Source organism: Antribacter sp. NEAU-D49, from assembly GCF_057158775.1.
On sequence record NZ_JBXTSN010000003.1, the window covers coordinates 1 to 16,627 of the forward strand.

Below are 16,627 nucleotides of genomic sequence, written 5' to 3' on the forward strand. Positions count from 1 at the left end.
TCAACGAACCCGAGACAGCCACCGGCATGAACCGGCACCACATCGAGCCCGCCAACGAGGAAAATAATTGGCATTGACTATCAAGCACACTGTTGAGTTCTCAAACAACCGACGCACACCGTCGCAGACCAGACCATGATTTGTGTCCGGCCCCCGTCCGGGGCAACCATTCAAACTTACCAGACCCGCCCCGCCGGACCAAATCCACCCATTCTCGCGAATGTCCGGAAAAGCGATCCCGCCGGCCGAAACCCGGCCCCACACCATAACAGAGCGCACAAGGCCCTCAGAAACTCTGGAGTGGGATCCAACCCCGGCGCGGCCACCCGATCACTCGGCTGTCCGTCGGCCTGTCGGGCTGACATCGAGAACAGTACACACGATCCCGCGCAGGCACCAAATCGGCTGACCGGCTCCCTCAGGCGGTCGCTCTCGACGCGTGCAGGAGGGCCTCGAGCACCTGGTCGACCGCCCCGTCGTCCGGCAGGTCGCTCACCTGGCCGTCCCCCACCTCGACGACGCGCCAGGCACCGTCCGCCCGCTGCGCTACGTCCGTGGTGACGAAACGGCACCCCAGGCGTAGGACCGCCGACCGCACCTGGGAGAGGTCCGGTGCCACATGGACGCCCGGGGCATCAGGGTGCGGGCCAACCACCACGGGCTCGCCATCAACCCACCAGACGCGCGCTTCGGCGGGCCGACCGTCACCGACCAGCTTCTCGAACCTCCGGACCACGATCCCGCCGGCGAAGTCTCGCCCCTGGAGCTCGACCATGCGGCCGATCACCATGGAAGCCCGGTCTGTGTCCGCAAGGTCCGGGACGAAGCAGGCCTCGTTCCACTCGTGCTTGCGCGACTTCACGTAGTCCTTGACCACGGCCGCCCCGCTGCCAAGAGGAGCGACAAGCGTGGCGACGTCAGCCAGGCTCGGCTCTCGGTCCGGCTCCCAGGGCACCCAGACGCTCTCCGGGGTGAGTTCGCTGAAGGCTCCGTACCAGCCGGGCAGCTCGTGAGCCGCCCGGAAGCGCTCGGGCGGCACCACCAGCGTCACGCCGCGCTCGGCCAGCGCCTCGGACAACCGCCCGTACGCCTCCACCGGGACCATCCAGCCGCGGTACCAGCAACGGCCAAGGTCCCGTGGCACCCGCCGCACGGCAGCACGTTCGTCACCTGCCACGAGTGCGTCGTGGTCCATGAGTCCCGTCGCGACGCCAGCCGCCGCGAGCACCGTGGCCTCGCGCACGAAGTGCGGGTCCACCGCACGCGGTTCGAGCGGGTCGCAGCAGAGGAGGAAACCACCGTCGTCGGGCACGGGCCGAACCTAGCGGAGCGGGCGGCGACCCGGCCAAAGGCCGGGGCGCCGCCCGCTCGTCACCCCGTGTCACTCGGACGCAGCGACCGCCAAGGTCTTCTTGCCCCGGCGGAGCACCGCGTACCGCCCGTGCAGCAGGTCATCGGCACCGAGCGTCGCCTCGTCGGACGTGACCTTGACGTTGTTGACGTAGGCCCCGCCCTCGGCGACCGCGCGCCGCGCCGCCGACCTCGAGTCCACCAGACCGGCGCCGACCATGAGGTCCACGACGAGGTCGCCGGCCTTGGCTGTGACCCGCGGCAGCTCGCTCACCGCTCCACGCAGGGTCACCTCGTCGAGCGACGTGAGCTCGCCCCGGCCGAAGAGCGCCTGACTCGCCGCCACGACCGCCTCGGTCGCCGCCGCACCGTGCACCAGCGTCGTCACCTCGCCCGCGAGCGCCTTCTGCGCCTCGCGGGCGAACGGCCGCTCGGCCACCTCCTTCTCGAGCGCCTCGATCTCCTCGGGCGTCCGGAAGGAGAAGACCTTCAGGTAGTTGACGACGTCGGCGTCCGCAGTGTTCAGCCAGAACTGGTAGAAGGCGTACGGGCTCGTCAGCTCGGGATCGAGCCAGACGGCCCCGCCCTCGGTCTTGCCGAACTTGGTGCCGTCCGCCTTGGTGATCAGCGGGGTCGTCAGGGCGTGGACGGACGTGCCCTCCGCCTTGCGGACGAGCTCGACGCCCGACAGCAGGTTGCCCCACTGGTCGCTGCCGCCCGTCTGGAGGGTGACGCCGTGCCGCAGGTGCAGCTCACGGAAGTCCATGCCCTGGAGGATCTGGTAGCTGAACTCGGTGAAGCTGATGCCGTCGTCCGAGTTGAGCCGCCGCGCGACCGTGTCCTTGGCGAGCATGGTGCCCAGGCGGTAGTGCTTGCCGACGTCGCGCAGGAACGCGATCGCTGAGAGCCCTGACGTCCAGTCGAGGTTGTTGACCATCGTGGCGCCGCCCGGCCCGTCGAACCTGAGCAGCGGCTGGATCTGGCGCCGGATGCGCTCGACCCATCCGGCCACGACCTCCGGCGCGTTGAGCGTGCGCTCCCCCGCCATCTTCGGGTCGCCGATGAGACCGGTCGCGCCGCCTACCAGGGCGATGGGCCGGTGCCCGGCGTCCTGCAGCCGCCGCATCGTCAGGATCTGCACGAGGTTGCCGATGTGCAGGCTGGGTGCCGTCGGGTCGAAGCCGCAGTAATAGGTGACAGGCCCCTCGTCCAGCGCGTTCCGCAGCGCGGCCTCGTCGGTGGTCTGCGCCACCAGGCCCCGCCAGTGCAGCTCGTCGAGGATGTGGGTCACCGTGTCACTCCTTGGTCTTGGTTCGCGGCCCGGCCGGGCCACACCCCTAGTCTGCCCGACGCCGGGGTGTCGTCTCCCGCGTTTTCCACACCCTGGTCGCCGCCGGGTCCCGGGCTGGGACAATGGGTCCTGCGCGGGAACGGTCCGCGGAGCCCCCTCTTCCCGACCCCGGAAGGCATCGTGACCCCGAAGATCTACGCCCTGCACGAGAACCCCGACTGGTTCGCCCCGTTCGCCGAGGCTTTCGCCGCCGAGGGCCTGCCCATGGAGGAGTGGCTGCTGGTCGAGGGGACGATGGACCTCGACGAGGCACCACCGGAGGGCATCTTCTGGTCGCGGATCAGCGCCTCCTCGCACACCCGTGAGCACACGCTGACGAAGGACTACGCGCGCGGCGTCCTGTCGTGGCTGGAGGCGCACGGCCGGCGTACCGTGAACGGCCGCCGGGTGCTCGAGCTGGAGATGAGCAAGGTGGACCAGCTCACGGCGCTCCGGGCCGCGGGGATCGCCACTCCGCGGACCGTCGCAGCAGTCGGACGGGACCAGGTCCTCAAGGCTGCCGAGGGCTTCCACGGACCGTTCGTGACCAAGCACAACCAGGGCGGCAAGGGCCTGGGCGTGCGGAAGTTCGACGCGGTCGAGGACCTGGCTGCCTACGTCGCCTCGGACGACTACGAGGAGCCTGTCGACGGCATCACGCTCGTCCAGGAGTACGTGGTCGCGGCCGACGGCGGGATCACGCGGGTCGAGATCGTCGGCGGCGAGATGATCTACGCGGTGCGTGGCGACACCGAGCGCGGCGGGTTCCAGCTGTGCCCGGCCGACGCCTGCGCGCTCGACCCTGCCACCGGCCGTCCGGTGCTCCCGCCGGGCGCCACGATCTCGATGGCGCCGGACGACGAGTGGAACCTGTTCTCGCTCCGCGACGGCTACGACGACCCGGTGGTGCGGCAGTACCTGGACTTCACGCGCCGCCACGGCATCGAGGTGGCGGGGATCGAGAACATCCGCACGGCCGACGGCCGCGTGCTCACCTACGACGTGAACACGAACACGAACTACAACAGCCTCGTCGAGGAGACCGCGGTGCGGTCCGGCCCTCGCGAGATCGCCCGCCTGCTGGGCCGGCTCCTGTGCGAGCGTTATCCCCACGCCTGACCGGTCTCGCTGACCAGTCGGCCGCAACAGGTCAGCGAGGACGGCGTGGGCTCACCGGGCGGTAGGCCGACACCGTCGGCTCGTCGACCAGCCACGACCGCCACGGGAACAGGTCCGCCCGTCCACCCTCGCCGCTCACGCCCACACGGGGCCCGGTGGCGACCGGGCCCCGCACACGGTCGACGGCCTGGTGCAGGACGAGCGGCCCTTCCGCGTCGGTCACGTCCGCGCCGTTCCAGGTCAGGTCGAGCGCGAGAGCCACGGTCAGCCGAGCAGGCCCGCGGGCGATCTGCCGGTCGCTGTCCACCACCCCGGACGCGAGGCGCCGTTCGCGGGCGAGCTCGACCCCGGCGGTGATCTCTCCCGCCCGGAGCAGCACGCCGGACGGCACACCGGCCGGGCCGCACACCACGTTGGCACAGTGGTGCAGCCCCAGGTGCCGGTAGACGTAGAGCCGCCCAGGCTCGCCGAACATCGTGGCGTTGCGGGAGGTACGCCCGCGGAACGCGTGCGACCCGGGATCGTTCGGCCCGTCGTACGCCTCGACCTCGGTGATGCGCAGCGTGACGTCGCCCTCGGGGGACCGCCGGGAGAGGTACGCGCCCAGCAGGTCCCGCGCGACGTCGTGCACCGGCCGCGCGTACCAGGCACGGCCGGGCACGAGCCAGGGGCTCGTCGGCTCGTGGCCGGCCCTCGTGCCGGTGAGATCCGCCATGTGACGCCTCCTTCAGGAAAGGAGGTTACCGAAACCGTCGAGCCCTACGTCAGCCCGCTCGCGGGTGGACTCCTGGGCGAAGTGCGCGGCCTCGTCGGTCATCCACCTCAGCCAGTGCTCTCGCGCGTCCGCCCCGTCGCGCTCCAGGCCGCGGCGGAGACGTTCGTCGTCGTCAGCCTCCACCCAGATCCTGTACGCACCGAGCGCGTCCACCTGGCGCGCGGCAGCGCCGCACCCTTCGACCACCAGGTGGGTCGCGGACGGCATGTCGTGCCACTCCGCCCAGTCGCCGGAGACCCAGTCATACCTCCGGTAGCGGACCGGGCGGCCCTCGACGAGCGGGTCCAGGACCCACCGGCGAAGGTTCTCCGCACCCCCGCCCGGCCCGGCGGCCCATCCCTCGTAGAGGTCGTCCATATGGACGACCGCTGCCTCGAGAGCGTCTGCGAGCTGGGCCGCGAGGGTCGTCTTGCCCGACCCCGCCGGGCCGTCGACACAGACGAGACGGGCGTCGGCGGCCCGGATCCGCTCCAGGATCTCGCCGAGGACGGACGGCGTGACGGTCACGGGGTCACCGTCACGGCTGTGCCCAGAAGCGGAACTCGGCGGAACGTTCCTTCGCCTGCTCGATCTGCTCGACGACACGGACCGGAGCAGTGCCTCCCACGGCGTCGCGGGAGGCGAGCGAGCCTTCGACGGTGAGCACGGTGCGGACCTCGGGCGTGAGGTGCTCGGAGATCCGCTCCAGGTCTGCGTCGGACAGGTCCCACAGCTCGATGCCGCGCTCCTCGCACTCGCGGACGCACGCGCCGGCGACCTCGTGCGCCACCCGGAAGGGCACACCCTGCCGGACGAGCCACTCCGCGATGTCCGTCGCGAGCGAGAAGCCCTGGGGGGCGAGGTCGGCCAGGCGCGCGGTGTCGAACGTCAGGGTCCGGACCATGCCGGTGAACGCCGGCAGGAGCACGGTGAGCGTCGCGACCTGGTCGAAGACGGGCTCCTTGTCCTCCTGGAGGTCCCGGTTGTACGCCAGCGGCAGACCCTTGAGCGTGGTCAGGAGCCCTGTGAGGTCGCCGATGACGCGGCCCGCCTTGCCCCGGGCGAGCTCCGCGATGTCGGGGTTCTTCTTCTGCGGCATGATGCTCGACCCGGTGGAGTACGCGTCGTCCAGCCGGACGAACCCGAACTCCTTCGTGTTCCAGAGGATGATCTCCTCCGCGAGCCGGGACAGGTCCACGCCGATCATGGCGGCGACGAACGCGAACTCCGCCACGACGTCGCGCGACGCCGTGCCGTCGATCGAGTTCTCGACCGGGCCGTCGAAACCGAGGTCGGCCGCGACGGCCGCCGGGTCCAGCCCGAGCGACGAGCCCGCGAGCGCCCCCGACCCGTACGGGGAGCGTGCGGCGCGCACGTCCCAGTCGAGGAAGCGGTCGACGTCGCGCAGGAGTGGCCACGCGTGGGCGAGGAGGTGGTGGGCGAGGAGCACCGGCTGGGCGTGCTGCAGGTGGGTCCGTCCTGGCATGGGCGCCTCGCCCGCTGCGACGGCCTGGGTGATGAGCTCGTCCACCAGGTCGAGCACCTGGGCGCCGATCACTCGGGCCTGGTCGCGCAGGTACATCCGCACGAGCGTGGCGATCTGGTCGTTGCGGGACCTCCCGGCGCGGAGCTTGCCGCCCAGCTCGGACCCTGCGCGCTCGATGAGCCCGCGTTCGAGGGCGGTGTGCACGTCCTCGTCGGCGAGCACCGGGAGGAAGGCTCCGGACTCGACGTCGGCAGCGAGGAGGTCGAGCGCCTCGTGCATCGCGGTGAGCTCGTCGTCCGTGAGCAGGCCGGCCGCGTGGAGGACCTTGGCATGGGCCTTGGACCCGGTGATGTCGTAGCTGGCGAGCTTCCAGTCGAAGTGCGTGGACTGGGAGAGCGCCGCGAGCTCGGGGGCGGGACCGCCCGCGAAGCGCCCTCCCCAGAGAGCGACCGGAGCCGAGGAGGCCGGGGCGGTGACGTCGTCGACGGGAGGCGTGGTCTTGTCGGACATGGTCACTTCACCCCGGCAGCGAGGTCGGCCGGGGTGGACAGGTCCACGCCGTTGCCGAACTTCACGTCGCGGGCCGCGGCGAGCTTGGCCGTGAGGCCGTAGATCTCGATGAAGCCCTTGGCCTGCGACTGGTCGAACGTGTCGCCCTCGTCGTAGGTGGCGAGGTTGAAGTCGTACAGGCTCTGCTCGGAGCGACGGCCCGTGACGGTCGCGCGCCCGCCGTGGAGCACCATGCGGATGTCGCCGGAGACGTAGCGCTGGGTGTCCTCGATGAACGTGTCGAGCGAGCGCTTGAGCGGGCTGAACCACATGCCGTCGTACACGAGCTCGGTCCATCGCTGCTCCACCTGGCGCTTGAACCGCGCCTGCTCACGCTCGAGCGTGACGTTCTCCAGCTCCTGGTGGGCGGCGATGAGCGCGATGGCGCCCGGGGCCTCGTAGATCTCGCGCGACTTGATGCCCACGAGGCGGTCCTCGACGATGTCGATGCGGCCGACGCCCTGCGCCCCCGCCCGGCGGTTCATCTCCTGCACGGCCTGGAGCGGGGTCACGGGCACGCCGTCGAGCGCCACGGGCACGCCCTGCTCGAACGTGATGACCACCTCGTCGGCGACGGGCGGGAACGTGGGGTCGTCCGTGTAGGAGTAGACATCCTTGGTGGGCTCGTTCCAGATGTCCTCGAGGTAGCCCGTCTCGACGGCACGTCCCCACAGGTTCTGGTCGATCGAGAACGGGTTCTTCTTCGTGGTGGCGATCGGCAGGTCGTGCTGCTCGGCGTACGCGATGGCCTTCTCGCGGGTGAGCGCCAGGTCGCGCACCGGGGCGATGGTCCGGAGCTCCGGGGCGAGCGACGTCGTGGCCACCTCGAAGCGGACCTGGTCGTTGCCCTTGCCGGTGCAGCCGTGCGCCACCGTGGTGGCCCCGAACTGTCGCGCGGCGCGCACCAGGTGCTTCACGATCACCGGGCGGGACAGGGCCGACACCAGCGGGTACCGGTCGAGGTACAGAGCGTTGGCCTTGAGGGCCGGCACGCAGTACTCGGCGGCGAACTCGTCGCGGGCGTCGGCGATGTAGGCCTCCACGGCGCCGCAGTCGAGGGCCCGCTGACGGATGAGGTTCATGTCCTCGCCACCCTGGCCCACGTCGACGGCCACGGCGACGACCTCCGCCCCCGTGGCCTCGCCGATCCAGCCGATGGCGACGGAGGTGTCCAGGCCGCCTGAGTAGGCGAGCACGACGCGTTCAGTCATGACGTTCTCTTTCGTGAAGGATGCTTGGGGTCGATTGTGGGCGCGGTTCAGGTGCTGAGCGCGAGGAACCGTTGCGCGAGCTCCTCGCCGCCCGCGGGGTCGCGGGCGATCACGAGGATGGTGTCGTCGCCGGCGATGCAGCCGAGCACGCCGGGGAAGACGGAGTGGTCGATCGCCGACGCGAGATAGTTCGCCGCGCCGGGCGGGGTGCGGAGGACCACGAGGTTGCCGGACGACTCCGCGGAGACCAGCATCTCCGCGCAGAGCCGGGCCAGGCGGGCCGCGACGTAGCCGGTGTCGGCGCCCACCTGGGGGCTGCGGTCGCCGCCCTCGCCGGGTACGGCGTACACGAGTGCGCCGGCGTCGTTGCGCACCTTCTCGGCGCGGAGCTCGATCAGGTCGCGCGACAGGGTGCCCTGGGTGACTGTGAGTCCCTCCTCGGCGAGCGCACGGGCGAGCTCGGCCTGCGAGTGGATGGCGCTGCGCCGGACGATCTCCACGATGCGGGCCTGCCGGGCCGCCTTGGTGGTGGGCACGTGGGTGCCCGACGACGCCAGGCTCGGGTCGAGCGCGACAGTCACCCCGGGCTCGGGGTAGCTCACGTCCGGTTCGCGGCTCATCTCTGCTCCACCAGCCAGGCCAGGAGCGCCTTCTGAGCGTGCAGGCGGTTCTCCGCCTCGTCCCAGACCGCGCTGCGTGGACCGTCGATCACGTCGGCGGTGATCTCCTTGCCCCGGTAGGCGGGCAGGCAGTGGAGGACGATCGCCTCGGGCGCGGCCTGGGCCAGGAGCTCCCCGTTCAGCTGGTAGGGCCAGAACGGCTTGGACCGTTCCTCCGCCTCCGCCTCGTCCCCCATCGACACCCACGTGTCCGTGGCGACCACGTCCGCACCCGCGACGGCGGCGGCCGCGTCGGTCGTGACCGTCACAGAGCCCCCGGTCTCGGCGGCGATCTCCTGGGCACGGGACACGACGGCCGGGTCGGGCAGATAGCCCTCCGGGCCGGCGACGCGGACGTGCAGGCCCGCCGTGACCCCGCCCAGCAGGTAGGAGTTCCCCATGTTGTTCGCCGCGTCGCCGACGTACGCGAGCGTGGTGCCCGCGAGCGCACCGACCCCGCCGCGCAGCTGCGCCACCGTGAGGAGGTCGGCGAGGATCTGGCACGGGTGGAAGTCGTCGGTGAGCGCGTTGATCACGGGCACCCGGGAGACGGAGGCCATCTCCTCGATACGGTCCTGGCCGTAGGTGCGCCAGACGATCGCGGACACCTGGCGGTCGAGGACCCGCGTGGTGTCGGCGACCGACTCCCGCACGCCGATCTGGGCGAGGTTCCCGTCCACGAGGAGCGGGAAGCCACCCAGCTCCGCGATGCCGGTCGCGAACGACACCTGGGTGCGCAGCGTCGGCTTGTCGGTGATGAAGGCGACGGCCTGCGGCCCGGCGAGCGGCCGGCGCACGAACCGGTCCTGGCGGAACGCGAGGCCGAGCTCGAGCACCTCGCGCTGCTCGGCGGGGGTCAGGTCGTCGTCGCGCAGGAAGTGTCGGGTGCTCACGGTGCGGGCTCCTCGGGGATCTGGACGGTGGCGAAGAACCGGGCCGCCTCGCGGGCCTGGTCCGCGGTCAGGATCAGTGGTGGTGCGAGGCGGATCGCGTCGGGCGCGACCGCGTTGACCACGAGGCCCGCCTCCAGCGCCGCCGCGGCCACCTGGGCTGCGACGGGACGCGTGAGCAGAACGGCCAGGAGCAGGCCACGACCGCGGACGCCGGCGACCAGAGGGTTGCCGCCGGCCTCGATCTCCTGCCGCAGCGTCTCCCCCACCTGCGCGACGTTCCCGAGGAGCCCGTCCCGCTCGATGACGCCGAGGGTCGCGAGAGCCGCGGCCGCGGCGACGGGGTTCCCCCCGAACGTGGTGCCGTGCTGCCCGCGTCCCAGCAGGGTCGCGGCACGCTCACCGTAGGCGATCACCGCACCGACGGGGAACCCGCCGCCGAGGCCCTTGGCGAGCGTGACGACGTCGGGCACGATGCCACCGCCCACCTCCGGCTGCTGGTAGGCGAACCACGATCCGGTCCGCCCGACGCCCGTCTGGACCTCGTCCAGGACGAGCAGCGCACCCGAGTCCTCGGTGAGGCGGCGCGCCAGCGCGAGGTAGCCCGGCGGCAGCGCCCGCACGCCGGCCTCGCCCTGGAGGGGTTCGACGACGAGCGCCGCGACCTCGCCGCGCTCGCGGACCGCCTCTCGCCCGAAGGCCGTCTCGAGGGCGTCGGTGTCACCGAACGGGAGGTGCTCCACCCCGCCGGGAAGCGGCTCGAACGGCTCGCGGTAGGCCTGCTTGTGGGTGAGGGCCAGCGCACCCATGGTGCGGCCGTGGAACGCACCCTCGAGTGCGAGCACCCGCGTGCGCCCGGTCCGGCGCGTCATCTTGAACGCCGCCTCGTTGGCCTCGGTGCCCGAGTTCGTGAAGAAGACGCGCGATCCCGCCGGCGCCTGCGCGAGGCGGAGCAGGGTCTCGGCCAGGCCGATCTGGGTGGGGGTGCCGAAGAAGTTGGAGACGTGCCCGAGGGTGCCGAGCTGGGCGCTGATCGCGGCGGTGAGCGTGGGGTGCGCATGACCGAGCGCGTTGACCGCGATACCGGCGAGCAGGTCGAGGTAGCGCCGCCCGTCGGCGTCCCAGACGTACGCGCCCTCGCCCCGGACCAGCACGCGCTGCGGCGACCCGAAGGTGTCCATCACGGAGCGGGAGTACCGCTCAGTCCAGGCAGCGCCGGAAAGGTCGCGGCTCTCGGCCTCGCCGGCCTGGGTGACGACTTCGCTCACGGGGCGACCTCCTGGGTGCGTGGGACGTCAGGATGGCCGACGCCTGGGGCGGTTCCGCGCGGGTCGGGCACCACCATGGTGCCGTTGCCGCGGGCGGTGAAGACCTCGAGCAGGACGCTGTGCGGCTGGCGGCCGTCGATGACCGTGGCCGAGGGAACACCGCCTGCCACCGCCCGGAGGCAGGCCTCCATCTTGGGGACCATGCCCGACTGGAGCGACGGGAGCAGGGTCGCGAGCTCGGTCGCGGTGATGCGTTCCACCAGCGACGACCGGTCGGGCCAGGACGTGTACAGGCCTTCCACGTCGGTCAGGACGATGAGCTTCCGCGCGCCGAGGGCGACCGCGAGCGCCGAGGCGGCTGTGTCCGCGTTGACGTTGAGGACCTGGGTGGGGTCGGCCACGTCCGGGGCGATGGTGGAGACAACCGGGATCCGGCCTGCCGCGAGGAGGTCCTGGACGGCGGTGGGGTCCACCTGGACCACGTCGCCCACGAGGCCGACGTCCACCTCCTCGCCGTCGACCACGGCGTTGCGCCGTTCGGCGGCGAGGAGCGCACCGTCCTCGCCGGACATGCCCACGGCGTAGGGTCCGTGCGCGTTGATCAGGCCGACGAGCTCGCGGGACACCTGGCCCGTGAGGACCATCCGGACCACGTCCATGGCCTCGGGCGTGGTGACGCGGAGCCCGCCCTTGAACTCGGAGGCGATGCCCAGGCGGTCCAGCATGGCGTTGATCTGGGGACCTCCGCCGTGCACCACCACGGGGCGCAGGCCGACCTGGCGCAGGAAGACCATGTCCTGGGCGAAGGCCGCCTTCAGCGTGTCGTCGACCATGGCGTTGCCGCCGTACTTGACGACGACGAGCGCGCCGGAGAACTCCTGGAGCCAGGGCAGGGCCTCGAGGAGGACCTCTGCCTTCTGGTCGGGACGTAGGTCCGTGAGCGTGTTGAAACCGGGCTCTGTCATGACGAGTACGCGCTGTTCTCGTGGACGTACGCGTGGCTCAGGTCGTTGGTCCAGATGGTGGCCTCGGCGTCACCCGCGTGCAGGTCGATCTCGACGGTGATGTCGCGGGAGGCCGCCAGGTCCACCGTCTCGGGGGGCTCGTGCGCACCGCCCGCCTTGCAGACCATGACCCCGTTGATGCTGACGTCGAGCTCCAGCGGGTCGAAGGGCGCCACCTCCTCGGGAACGGTGCCCACCTGCGCGAGGACCCGGCCCCAGTTCGGGTCGTTGCCGAACATCGCCGTCTTGAACAGGTTGGACCGCGTCACGGCGCGGCCCACGGCGACGGCTGCCGCCTCGGTGGTCGCGCCCCGGACGGTCACGGCGATGTCGTGGGTGGCGCCCTCGGCGTCCGCGACGAGCTGGCGGGCCAGGTCCGCGCACACGGCCGTGACGGCCTCAGTCAGGGTGGCGGCGTCCGGCGCGACCTCGGAGGCCCCGGAGGCCATGAGGACCACCGTGTCCGAGGTGGACATGCAGCCGTCGGAGTCGACGCGGTCGAACGTGGCACCGGTCGCGGCGCGCAGCGCCGTGTCGGCGTCGGCGGAGTTGACGACGGCGTCGGTGGTCACCACGCAGAGCATGGTGGCGAGGGCCGGCGCCAGCATGCCCGCGCCCTTGGCCATGCCGCCCACGGTGAACGTCCCGGCGGGTGTCTCGACGGTGCGGACCGCGGTCTTGGCGACGGTGTCCGTGGTCATGATGGCCGTCGCGGCGGCCGTGCCCGCCGCGGCGTCAGCGGCGAGGGCGCCGGCGGCGACCGGGATCCCCGCGAGGAGCTTGTCGGCCGCCAGACGGACCCCGATGAGGCCGGTCGACGCCACCAGCACGTCGATCGCCCCCACACCGAGCACCTCGGCGACCTTCTCGGCGGTGGCGTGGACGTCCTGGAACCCGCCCGGCCCGGTGCAGACGTTGGCGCCGCCGGAGTTGAGCACGACTGCACGCGCAGCTCCGTCCTTGACGGCCTGGCGCGACCACATCACGGGCGCACCGACCACACGGTTGCTGGTGAAGACGGCCGCGGCGGTGTGCTGCGGCCCGTCGTTCACCACCAGCGCGAGGTCCGGGTTGCCCGACGCCTTGAGGCCGGCGGTGATCCCGGCCGCCCGGAACCCCTGCGGTGCGGTGACGGTCACGGAGCCACTCCTTCGATCACGAGGCCGGCGGTCTCCCGCAGGCCGAGGGCGAGGTTCATCGACTGCACGGCTGCGCCGGCGGTGCCCTTGACGAGGTTGTCGATCGCGGTGACGGTGACCACCCGCCCGGCTGCCGCGTCGACCGCGACCTGGACCAGAGCCGTGTTGGCTCCGAGGGTCATCGCGGTGCTGGGCCACTGGCCCTCGGGCAGGAGGTGCACGAACGGCTCGTCCGCGTAAGCGGCCGCCCAGGCGCCGCGCACCTGGGCGGCGTCGGCGCCCGGCGCGAGCCGTGCCGTGGCGGTGGCCAGGATGCCGCGCGCCATGGGCACCAGCGTGGGCGTGAAGCTGAGCCCCACGTGCGCGGCGCCGGCGGCGCGCAGGTTCTGGACGATCTCGGGGACGTGGCGGTGGGCGCCGCCCACCGCGTAGGGCTGGGCAGAGCCGAGCCCCTCGCTGGCCAGCAGGTGCGGCTTGAGCGCCTTGCCTGCGCCGGAGTAGCCGTTGGCGAGCACCGCCACCACGTCGGAGGCCTCGACCACCCCGGCTGCGACGCCCGGCTGCAGGCCCAGCGTCACGGCGGTGACGTTGCAGCCCGGGACGGCGACCCGTGTGGCCCCGGCAAGACGGTCACGCTGGCGGGTGCCGTCGGCCCGGATCAGCTCCGGCAGGCCGTACGGCCAGGTGCCGGCGTGGGCGCTGCCGTAGAAGGCCTCCCAGTCGGCGGCGGACTCGAGGCGGTGGTCGGCGCCGAGGTCCAGCACCAGCACGTCGTCGGGCAGCTGGGCCGCGAGCTCGCCCGACGCGCCGTGCGGGAGGGCGAGCACCACGACGTCGTGCCCCTTGAGCGCCTGCGCGGTGGTGGGCTCGATGACGCGGTGCGCCAGGCTGCGCAGGTGGGGCTGGTGCTCGCCGAGCATGGCGCCCGCGCTCGAGTGGCCGGTGACGGCCCCGATCTCGACGAAGGGGTGCGCGGCGAGAAGGCGCAGGGTCTCCCCGCCCGCGTAGCCGGACGCGCCCGCCACGGCCACCCTGATGAGCTGGCTGCTGGTCATATGCAGCATCATACATACATATGCAGTCGACGCCTAGCCTCTTCGGACCTGCGGCGATGCTCCGGACGCGCCTAGGGTGGGCCTATGCGTGCAGTCGTGGCCCGCGAGGCGGGCGGCCCTGAGGTCCTGGCGGTCGACGAGGTTCCGGAGCCTTCGCCCGGTCCCGGCCAGCTGCTCGTCCGCGTCGCCGCGGCGGGCGTCAACTTCATCGACACCTACCGTCGCAGCGGCATCTACCCCATGGAGTACCCGCACGTCGTGGGAGTCGAGGGTGCCGGAGTGGTCGAGGCGGTCGGCGAGGGCGTCACACGCTTCGTGGCAGGAGACCCGGTCGCCTGGAACGAGGCGCCGGGCTCGTACGCCGAGCTGGCGCTGGTGCCCGACGAGAACGCGGTCCGCGTCCCGGACGGACTGCCCCTCGAGACCGCCGCAGCCCTCCCTCTGCAGGGCATGACAGCCCACTACCTCGTGACCTCCACGTTTGCCGTGGGCCCCGGGCACGACATCCTGCTGCACGCGGGCGCGGGGGGCGTGGGCCTGCTTGCGACCCAGCTCGCCGTAGCGCGGGGCGCCCGCGTCCTCACAACAGTGTCCAGCGAGGAGAAGGCCGCGCTCTCGCGCGCCGCAGGCGCCGCCCACACCATCGACTACGCGGTCATGGGCGACGTCACGACCGACCTCCCGGCCACCGTCCGCGACCTCACCGACGGACAGGGCGTGCACGTCGCGTACGACGGCGTGGGCCGCGCCACCTTCGACGCCTCGCTCGCCTCGCTGCGCACCCGCGGCATGCTCGTGCTGTTCGGCGGCGCGTCCGGCCAGGTGCCGCTGTTCGACGCCCAGCGGCTGAACCGCGGGGGCTCGCTCTTCCTCACCCGGCCGACGCTCGCCCACTACCTGCTGACGCGTGAGGAGCTCGAGTGGCGCGCGGCCGAGGTGCTGGGCGCGGCGGCCGCCGGAACGCTGGACGTCCGCGTCGGCACCACGCTCCCGCTCGCCGACGCCGCCGAGGCCCACCGCGCGCTCGAGGGGCGCCGGACCACGGGCAAGGTGCTGCTCGTCCCCTGATCCGATGTATCTTGACGTCGAGATACTCGACACCGAGATACCACGAGAGGGCTCCCCATGGCCGACTGGTCCCCCGCCGCCTACCTCCAGTTCACCGACGAACGCTCCCGCCCGTTCGCCGACCTCCTCGCGCACGTCCCCGGCGAGCCCGCCACCGTCGTGGACCTCGGCTCGGGCCCCGGCCACCTCACCGAGCACCTCCGCCGGCGCTGGCCCCAGGCCCAGGTCGTGGGCGTGGACGCCTCCCCCGCCATGGTCGAGCGCGCCCGCGCCGCCGACCCCGGAACCCGATACCTGCTCGGCGACCTCCGCGACTACGCCCGCGGAACGCTCGGCGACGACGACGGTCCCGTCACCGGCGCCGACCTCGTCATCAGCAACGCCACTCTCCAGTGGGTCCCCGGCCACCGCGACCTCCTCCCCGCGCTCGCGGGAACCGCCGCCCAGACCTTCGCCTTCCAGGTGCCCGGCAACCACGACGCGCCCAGCCACCGGCTGCTGCGGGAGGTCGCCGCACGCGAGCCGTACGCGGCGGTCGTCGGTACGGTGGCCCGCCGCGGCAGCGGCGACCCCGCGGACTACCTCGACGACCTCGCGCGGCCCGGCTGGACCGTCGACGCCTGGGAGACCACCTACCTGCACGTCCTCCACGGCGAGGACCCGGTGCTGCGCTGGATCTCCGCCACGGGCGCCCAGCCGACGCTCGCCGCGCTCGAAGCCGCGGACCCAGTCCTCAGGACCCGGTTCGAGGCTGACCTGGGTGCCGCCCTGCGCGACGCCTACCCCAGCCACGAGTACGGCACGCCGCTCGCGTTCCGCCGGGTGTTCGTCGTCGCCTCCCGCAACTAGTCTGGCAATCATGTCGAACCGATCCGTCCGCATCGCCGTCCAGCTCCAGCCGCAGCACGCCGACTACTCGCAGATCCGCGACGCCGTGCTCCGCGCCGAGGACATGGGCGTGGACGTCATCTTCAACTGGGACCACTTCTTCCCGCTGTCGGGCGACCCCGACGGCAAGCACTTCGAGTGCTGGACCATGCTCGGCGCCTGGGCCGAGCAGACCGAGCGCGTCGAGATCGGCGCCCTCGTCACGTGCAACAGCTACCGCAACCCCGAGCTGCTCGCCGACATGGCGCGCACCGTGGACCACATCTCGAACGGCCGCCTGATCCTCGGGATCGGTGCGGGCTGGTTCGAGAAGGACTACGACCAGTTCGGCTACGAGTTCGGTACCGCAGGCTCGCGCATCGCCGAGCTCGCCGAGGCGATGCCGCGCATCACGAAGCGTCTCGCCGAGGGCAACCCGGCCCCCACGCGGCAGATCCCGGTCATGATCGGCGGCGGCGGCGAGAAGAAGACCCTCCGCATCGTGGCCGAGCACGCCGACATCTGGCACTCGTTCGCCGACCTCGACACCCTGTCGCGCAAGTCGGCGATCCTCGACGAGCACGGCGCCGCCGTGGGTCGCGACACCGCGACGCTGGTGGAGCGGTCCGTCGCCGCCCAGGGCGACCCGGCCGAGTCCGGCGAGGCCCTGCTCGCCGCAGGCGCCACCCTCTTCACCGTGGGCGTGAGCGGCCCGGACTACGACCTCTCCACGCTCAAGACGTGGATCGACTGGCGCGACGCCCGCGCCTGACCTGACGGTGCCCGACGCCGGCCGGGGGGGGGCCCCCCCGCGGGGGCCCCCCCCGCGGGGGGGGCGCCCCCCCCCCCCCCCGGGGGGCCCGCGGCACCCGCCCACC

General features: G+C 72.2%; 16 protein-coding genes. 4 read left to right on the top strand and 12 right to left on the bottom strand.

What is annotated here, in order from left to right:
* Window positions 1–418: 418 nt before the first annotated feature.
* Window positions 419–1,312 (bottom strand): ATP-grasp domain-containing protein, encoded by an 894-nt coding sequence (locus AC060K_RS03375; protein WP_483764050.1) that lies wholly within the window; start codon window positions 1,310–1,312, stop codon window positions 419–421.
* A gap of 69 nt (window positions 1,313–1,381) precedes the next feature.
* Window positions 1,382–2,641: a tyrosine--tRNA ligase gene (tyrS, locus tag AC060K_RS03380; protein ID WP_483764051.1), complete on the bottom strand. Its 1,260-nt coding sequence runs from the start codon at window positions 2,639–2,641 to the stop codon at window positions 1,382–1,384.
* A gap of 177 nt (window positions 2,642–2,818) precedes the next feature.
* On the opposite strand from tyrS, the gene AC060K_RS03385 reads away from it, so the two are divergent.
* On the top strand, window positions 2,819–3,799 hold the full coding sequence (locus AC060K_RS03385) for an ATP-grasp domain-containing protein (RefSeq protein ID WP_483764313.1): 981 nt from the start codon (window positions 2,819–2,821) through the stop codon (window positions 3,797–3,799).
* Window positions 3,800–3,830: 31 nt separating this feature from the next.
* Here the strand turns inward: AC060K_RS03385 and AC060K_RS03390 are convergent, their stop codons facing one another.
* The 10 genes from AC060K_RS03390 to argC are packed head-to-tail and all read right to left on the bottom strand — an operon-like array spanning window position 3,831 to window position 13,814.
* Entirely contained in the window at window positions 3,831–4,514 is a 684-nt protein-coding gene (locus AC060K_RS03390; protein WP_483764052.1) for a DNA-3-methyladenine glycosylase, read from the bottom strand.
* Window positions 4,515–4,526: 12 nt separating this feature from the next.
* Window positions 4,527–5,081 carry a uridine kinase family protein gene (locus AC060K_RS03395; RefSeq protein WP_483764053.1) on the bottom strand — a complete coding sequence of 185 codons (555 nt, stop codon included), beginning with the start codon at window positions 5,079–5,081 and terminating at the stop codon, window positions 4,527–4,529.
* Between the two features lie 10 nt (window positions 5,082–5,091).
* Window positions 5,092–6,549 (bottom strand): argininosuccinate lyase, encoded by a 1,458-nt coding sequence (argH, locus tag AC060K_RS03400; RefSeq protein ID WP_483764054.1) that lies wholly within the window; start codon window positions 6,547–6,549, stop codon window positions 5,092–5,094.
* Window positions 6,550–6,551: 2 nt separating this feature from the next.
* Window positions 6,552–7,799: an argininosuccinate synthase gene (locus AC060K_RS03405; protein ID WP_483764055.1), complete on the bottom strand. Its 1,248-nt coding sequence runs from the start codon at window positions 7,797–7,799 to the stop codon at window positions 6,552–6,554.
* Window positions 7,800–7,846: 47 nt separating this feature from the next.
* On the bottom strand, window positions 7,847–8,419 hold the full coding sequence (locus tag AC060K_RS03410; protein ID WP_483764056.1) for an arginine repressor: 573 nt from the start codon (window positions 8,417–8,419) through the stop codon (window positions 7,847–7,849).
* Window positions 8,416–9,351, bottom strand: coding sequence for an ornithine carbamoyltransferase (gene argF, locus AC060K_RS03415; RefSeq protein ID WP_483764057.1), 936 nt, complete (start codon window positions 9,349–9,351; stop codon window positions 8,416–8,418). The genes AC060K_RS03410 and argF overlap by 4 nt, the downstream gene beginning before the upstream one ends.
* Entirely contained in the window at window positions 9,348–10,616 is a 1,269-nt protein-coding gene (locus AC060K_RS03420; RefSeq protein WP_483764058.1) for an acetylornithine transaminase, read from the bottom strand. Before AC060K_RS03420 ends, argF begins: the two co-directional genes overlap by 4 nt.
* Window positions 10,613–11,581, bottom strand: a complete 969-nt coding sequence (argB, locus tag AC060K_RS03425) for an acetylglutamate kinase (RefSeq protein WP_483764059.1) — start codon at window positions 11,579–11,581, stop codon at window positions 10,613–10,615. Before argB ends, AC060K_RS03420 begins: the two co-directional genes overlap by 4 nt.
* Window positions 11,578–12,759 (bottom strand): bifunctional glutamate N-acetyltransferase/amino-acid acetyltransferase ArgJ, encoded by a 1,182-nt coding sequence (argJ, locus tag AC060K_RS03430; RefSeq protein WP_483764060.1) that lies wholly within the window; start codon window positions 12,757–12,759, stop codon window positions 11,578–11,580. The genes argB and argJ overlap by 4 nt, the downstream gene beginning before the upstream one ends.
* Window positions 12,756–13,814 (bottom strand): N-acetyl-gamma-glutamyl-phosphate reductase, encoded by a 1,059-nt coding sequence (argC, locus tag AC060K_RS03435; RefSeq protein ID WP_483764061.1) that lies wholly within the window; start codon window positions 13,812–13,814, stop codon window positions 12,756–12,758. Before argC ends, argJ begins: the two co-directional genes overlap by 4 nt.
* Window positions 13,815–13,898: 84 nt before the next feature.
* Between argC and AC060K_RS03440 the strand changes: the two genes are divergently transcribed.
* From AC060K_RS03440 to AC060K_RS03450, 3 genes are read left to right on the top strand one after another with little or no spacing between them, the layout of a single operon-like run.
* Window positions 13,899–14,882 carry a quinone oxidoreductase family protein gene (locus AC060K_RS03440; protein ID WP_483764062.1) on the top strand — a complete coding sequence of 328 codons (984 nt, stop codon included), beginning with the start codon at window positions 13,899–13,901 and terminating at the stop codon, window positions 14,880–14,882.
* A 57-nt stretch (window positions 14,883–14,939) separates the two neighbouring features.
* Complete coding sequence (locus tag AC060K_RS03445; protein WP_483764063.1) at window positions 14,940–15,731, top strand: methyltransferase domain-containing protein; 792 nt, start codon at window positions 14,940–14,942, stop codon at window positions 15,729–15,731.
* Window positions 15,732–15,741: 10 nt separating this feature from the next.
* Window positions 15,742–16,521, top strand: a complete 780-nt coding sequence (locus AC060K_RS03450; RefSeq protein ID WP_483764064.1) for an LLM class F420-dependent oxidoreductase — start codon at window positions 15,742–15,744, stop codon at window positions 16,519–16,521.
* Window positions 16,522–16,627 lie beyond the last annotated feature (106 nt).

Coding starts and splice junctions, on each gene's coding strand:
- argC (WP_483764061.1), bottom strand. CDS start 13,814: ATGACCAGCAGCCAGCTCATCAGGGTGGCCGTGGCGGGCGCGTCCGGC.
- AC060K_RS03410 (WP_483764056.1), bottom strand. CDS start 8,419: ATGAGCCGCGAACCGGACGTGAGCTACCCCGAGCCCGGGGTGACTGTC.
- argH (WP_483764054.1), bottom strand. CDS start 6,549: ATGTCCGACAAGACCACGCCTCCCGTCGACGACGTCACCGCCCCGGCC.
- AC060K_RS03405 (WP_483764055.1), bottom strand. CDS start 7,799: ATGACTGAACGCGTCGTGCTCGCCTACTCAGGCGGCCTGGACACCTCC.
- AC060K_RS03390 (WP_483764052.1), bottom strand. CDS start 4,514: ATGGCGGATCTCACCGGCACGAGGGCCGGCCACGAGCCGACGAGCCCC.
- AC060K_RS03450 (WP_483764064.1), top strand. CDS start 15,742: ATGTCGAACCGATCCGTCCGCATCGCCGTCCAGCTCCAGCCGCAGCAC.
- AC060K_RS03440 (WP_483764062.1), top strand. CDS start 13,899: ATGCGTGCAGTCGTGGCCCGCGAGGCGGGCGGCCCTGAGGTCCTGGCG.
- AC060K_RS03445 (WP_483764063.1), top strand. CDS start 14,940: ATGGCCGACTGGTCCCCCGCCGCCTACCTCCAGTTCACCGACGAACGC.
- argB (WP_483764059.1), bottom strand. CDS start 11,581: ATGACAGAGCCCGGTTTCAACACGCTCACGGACCTACGTCCCGACCAG.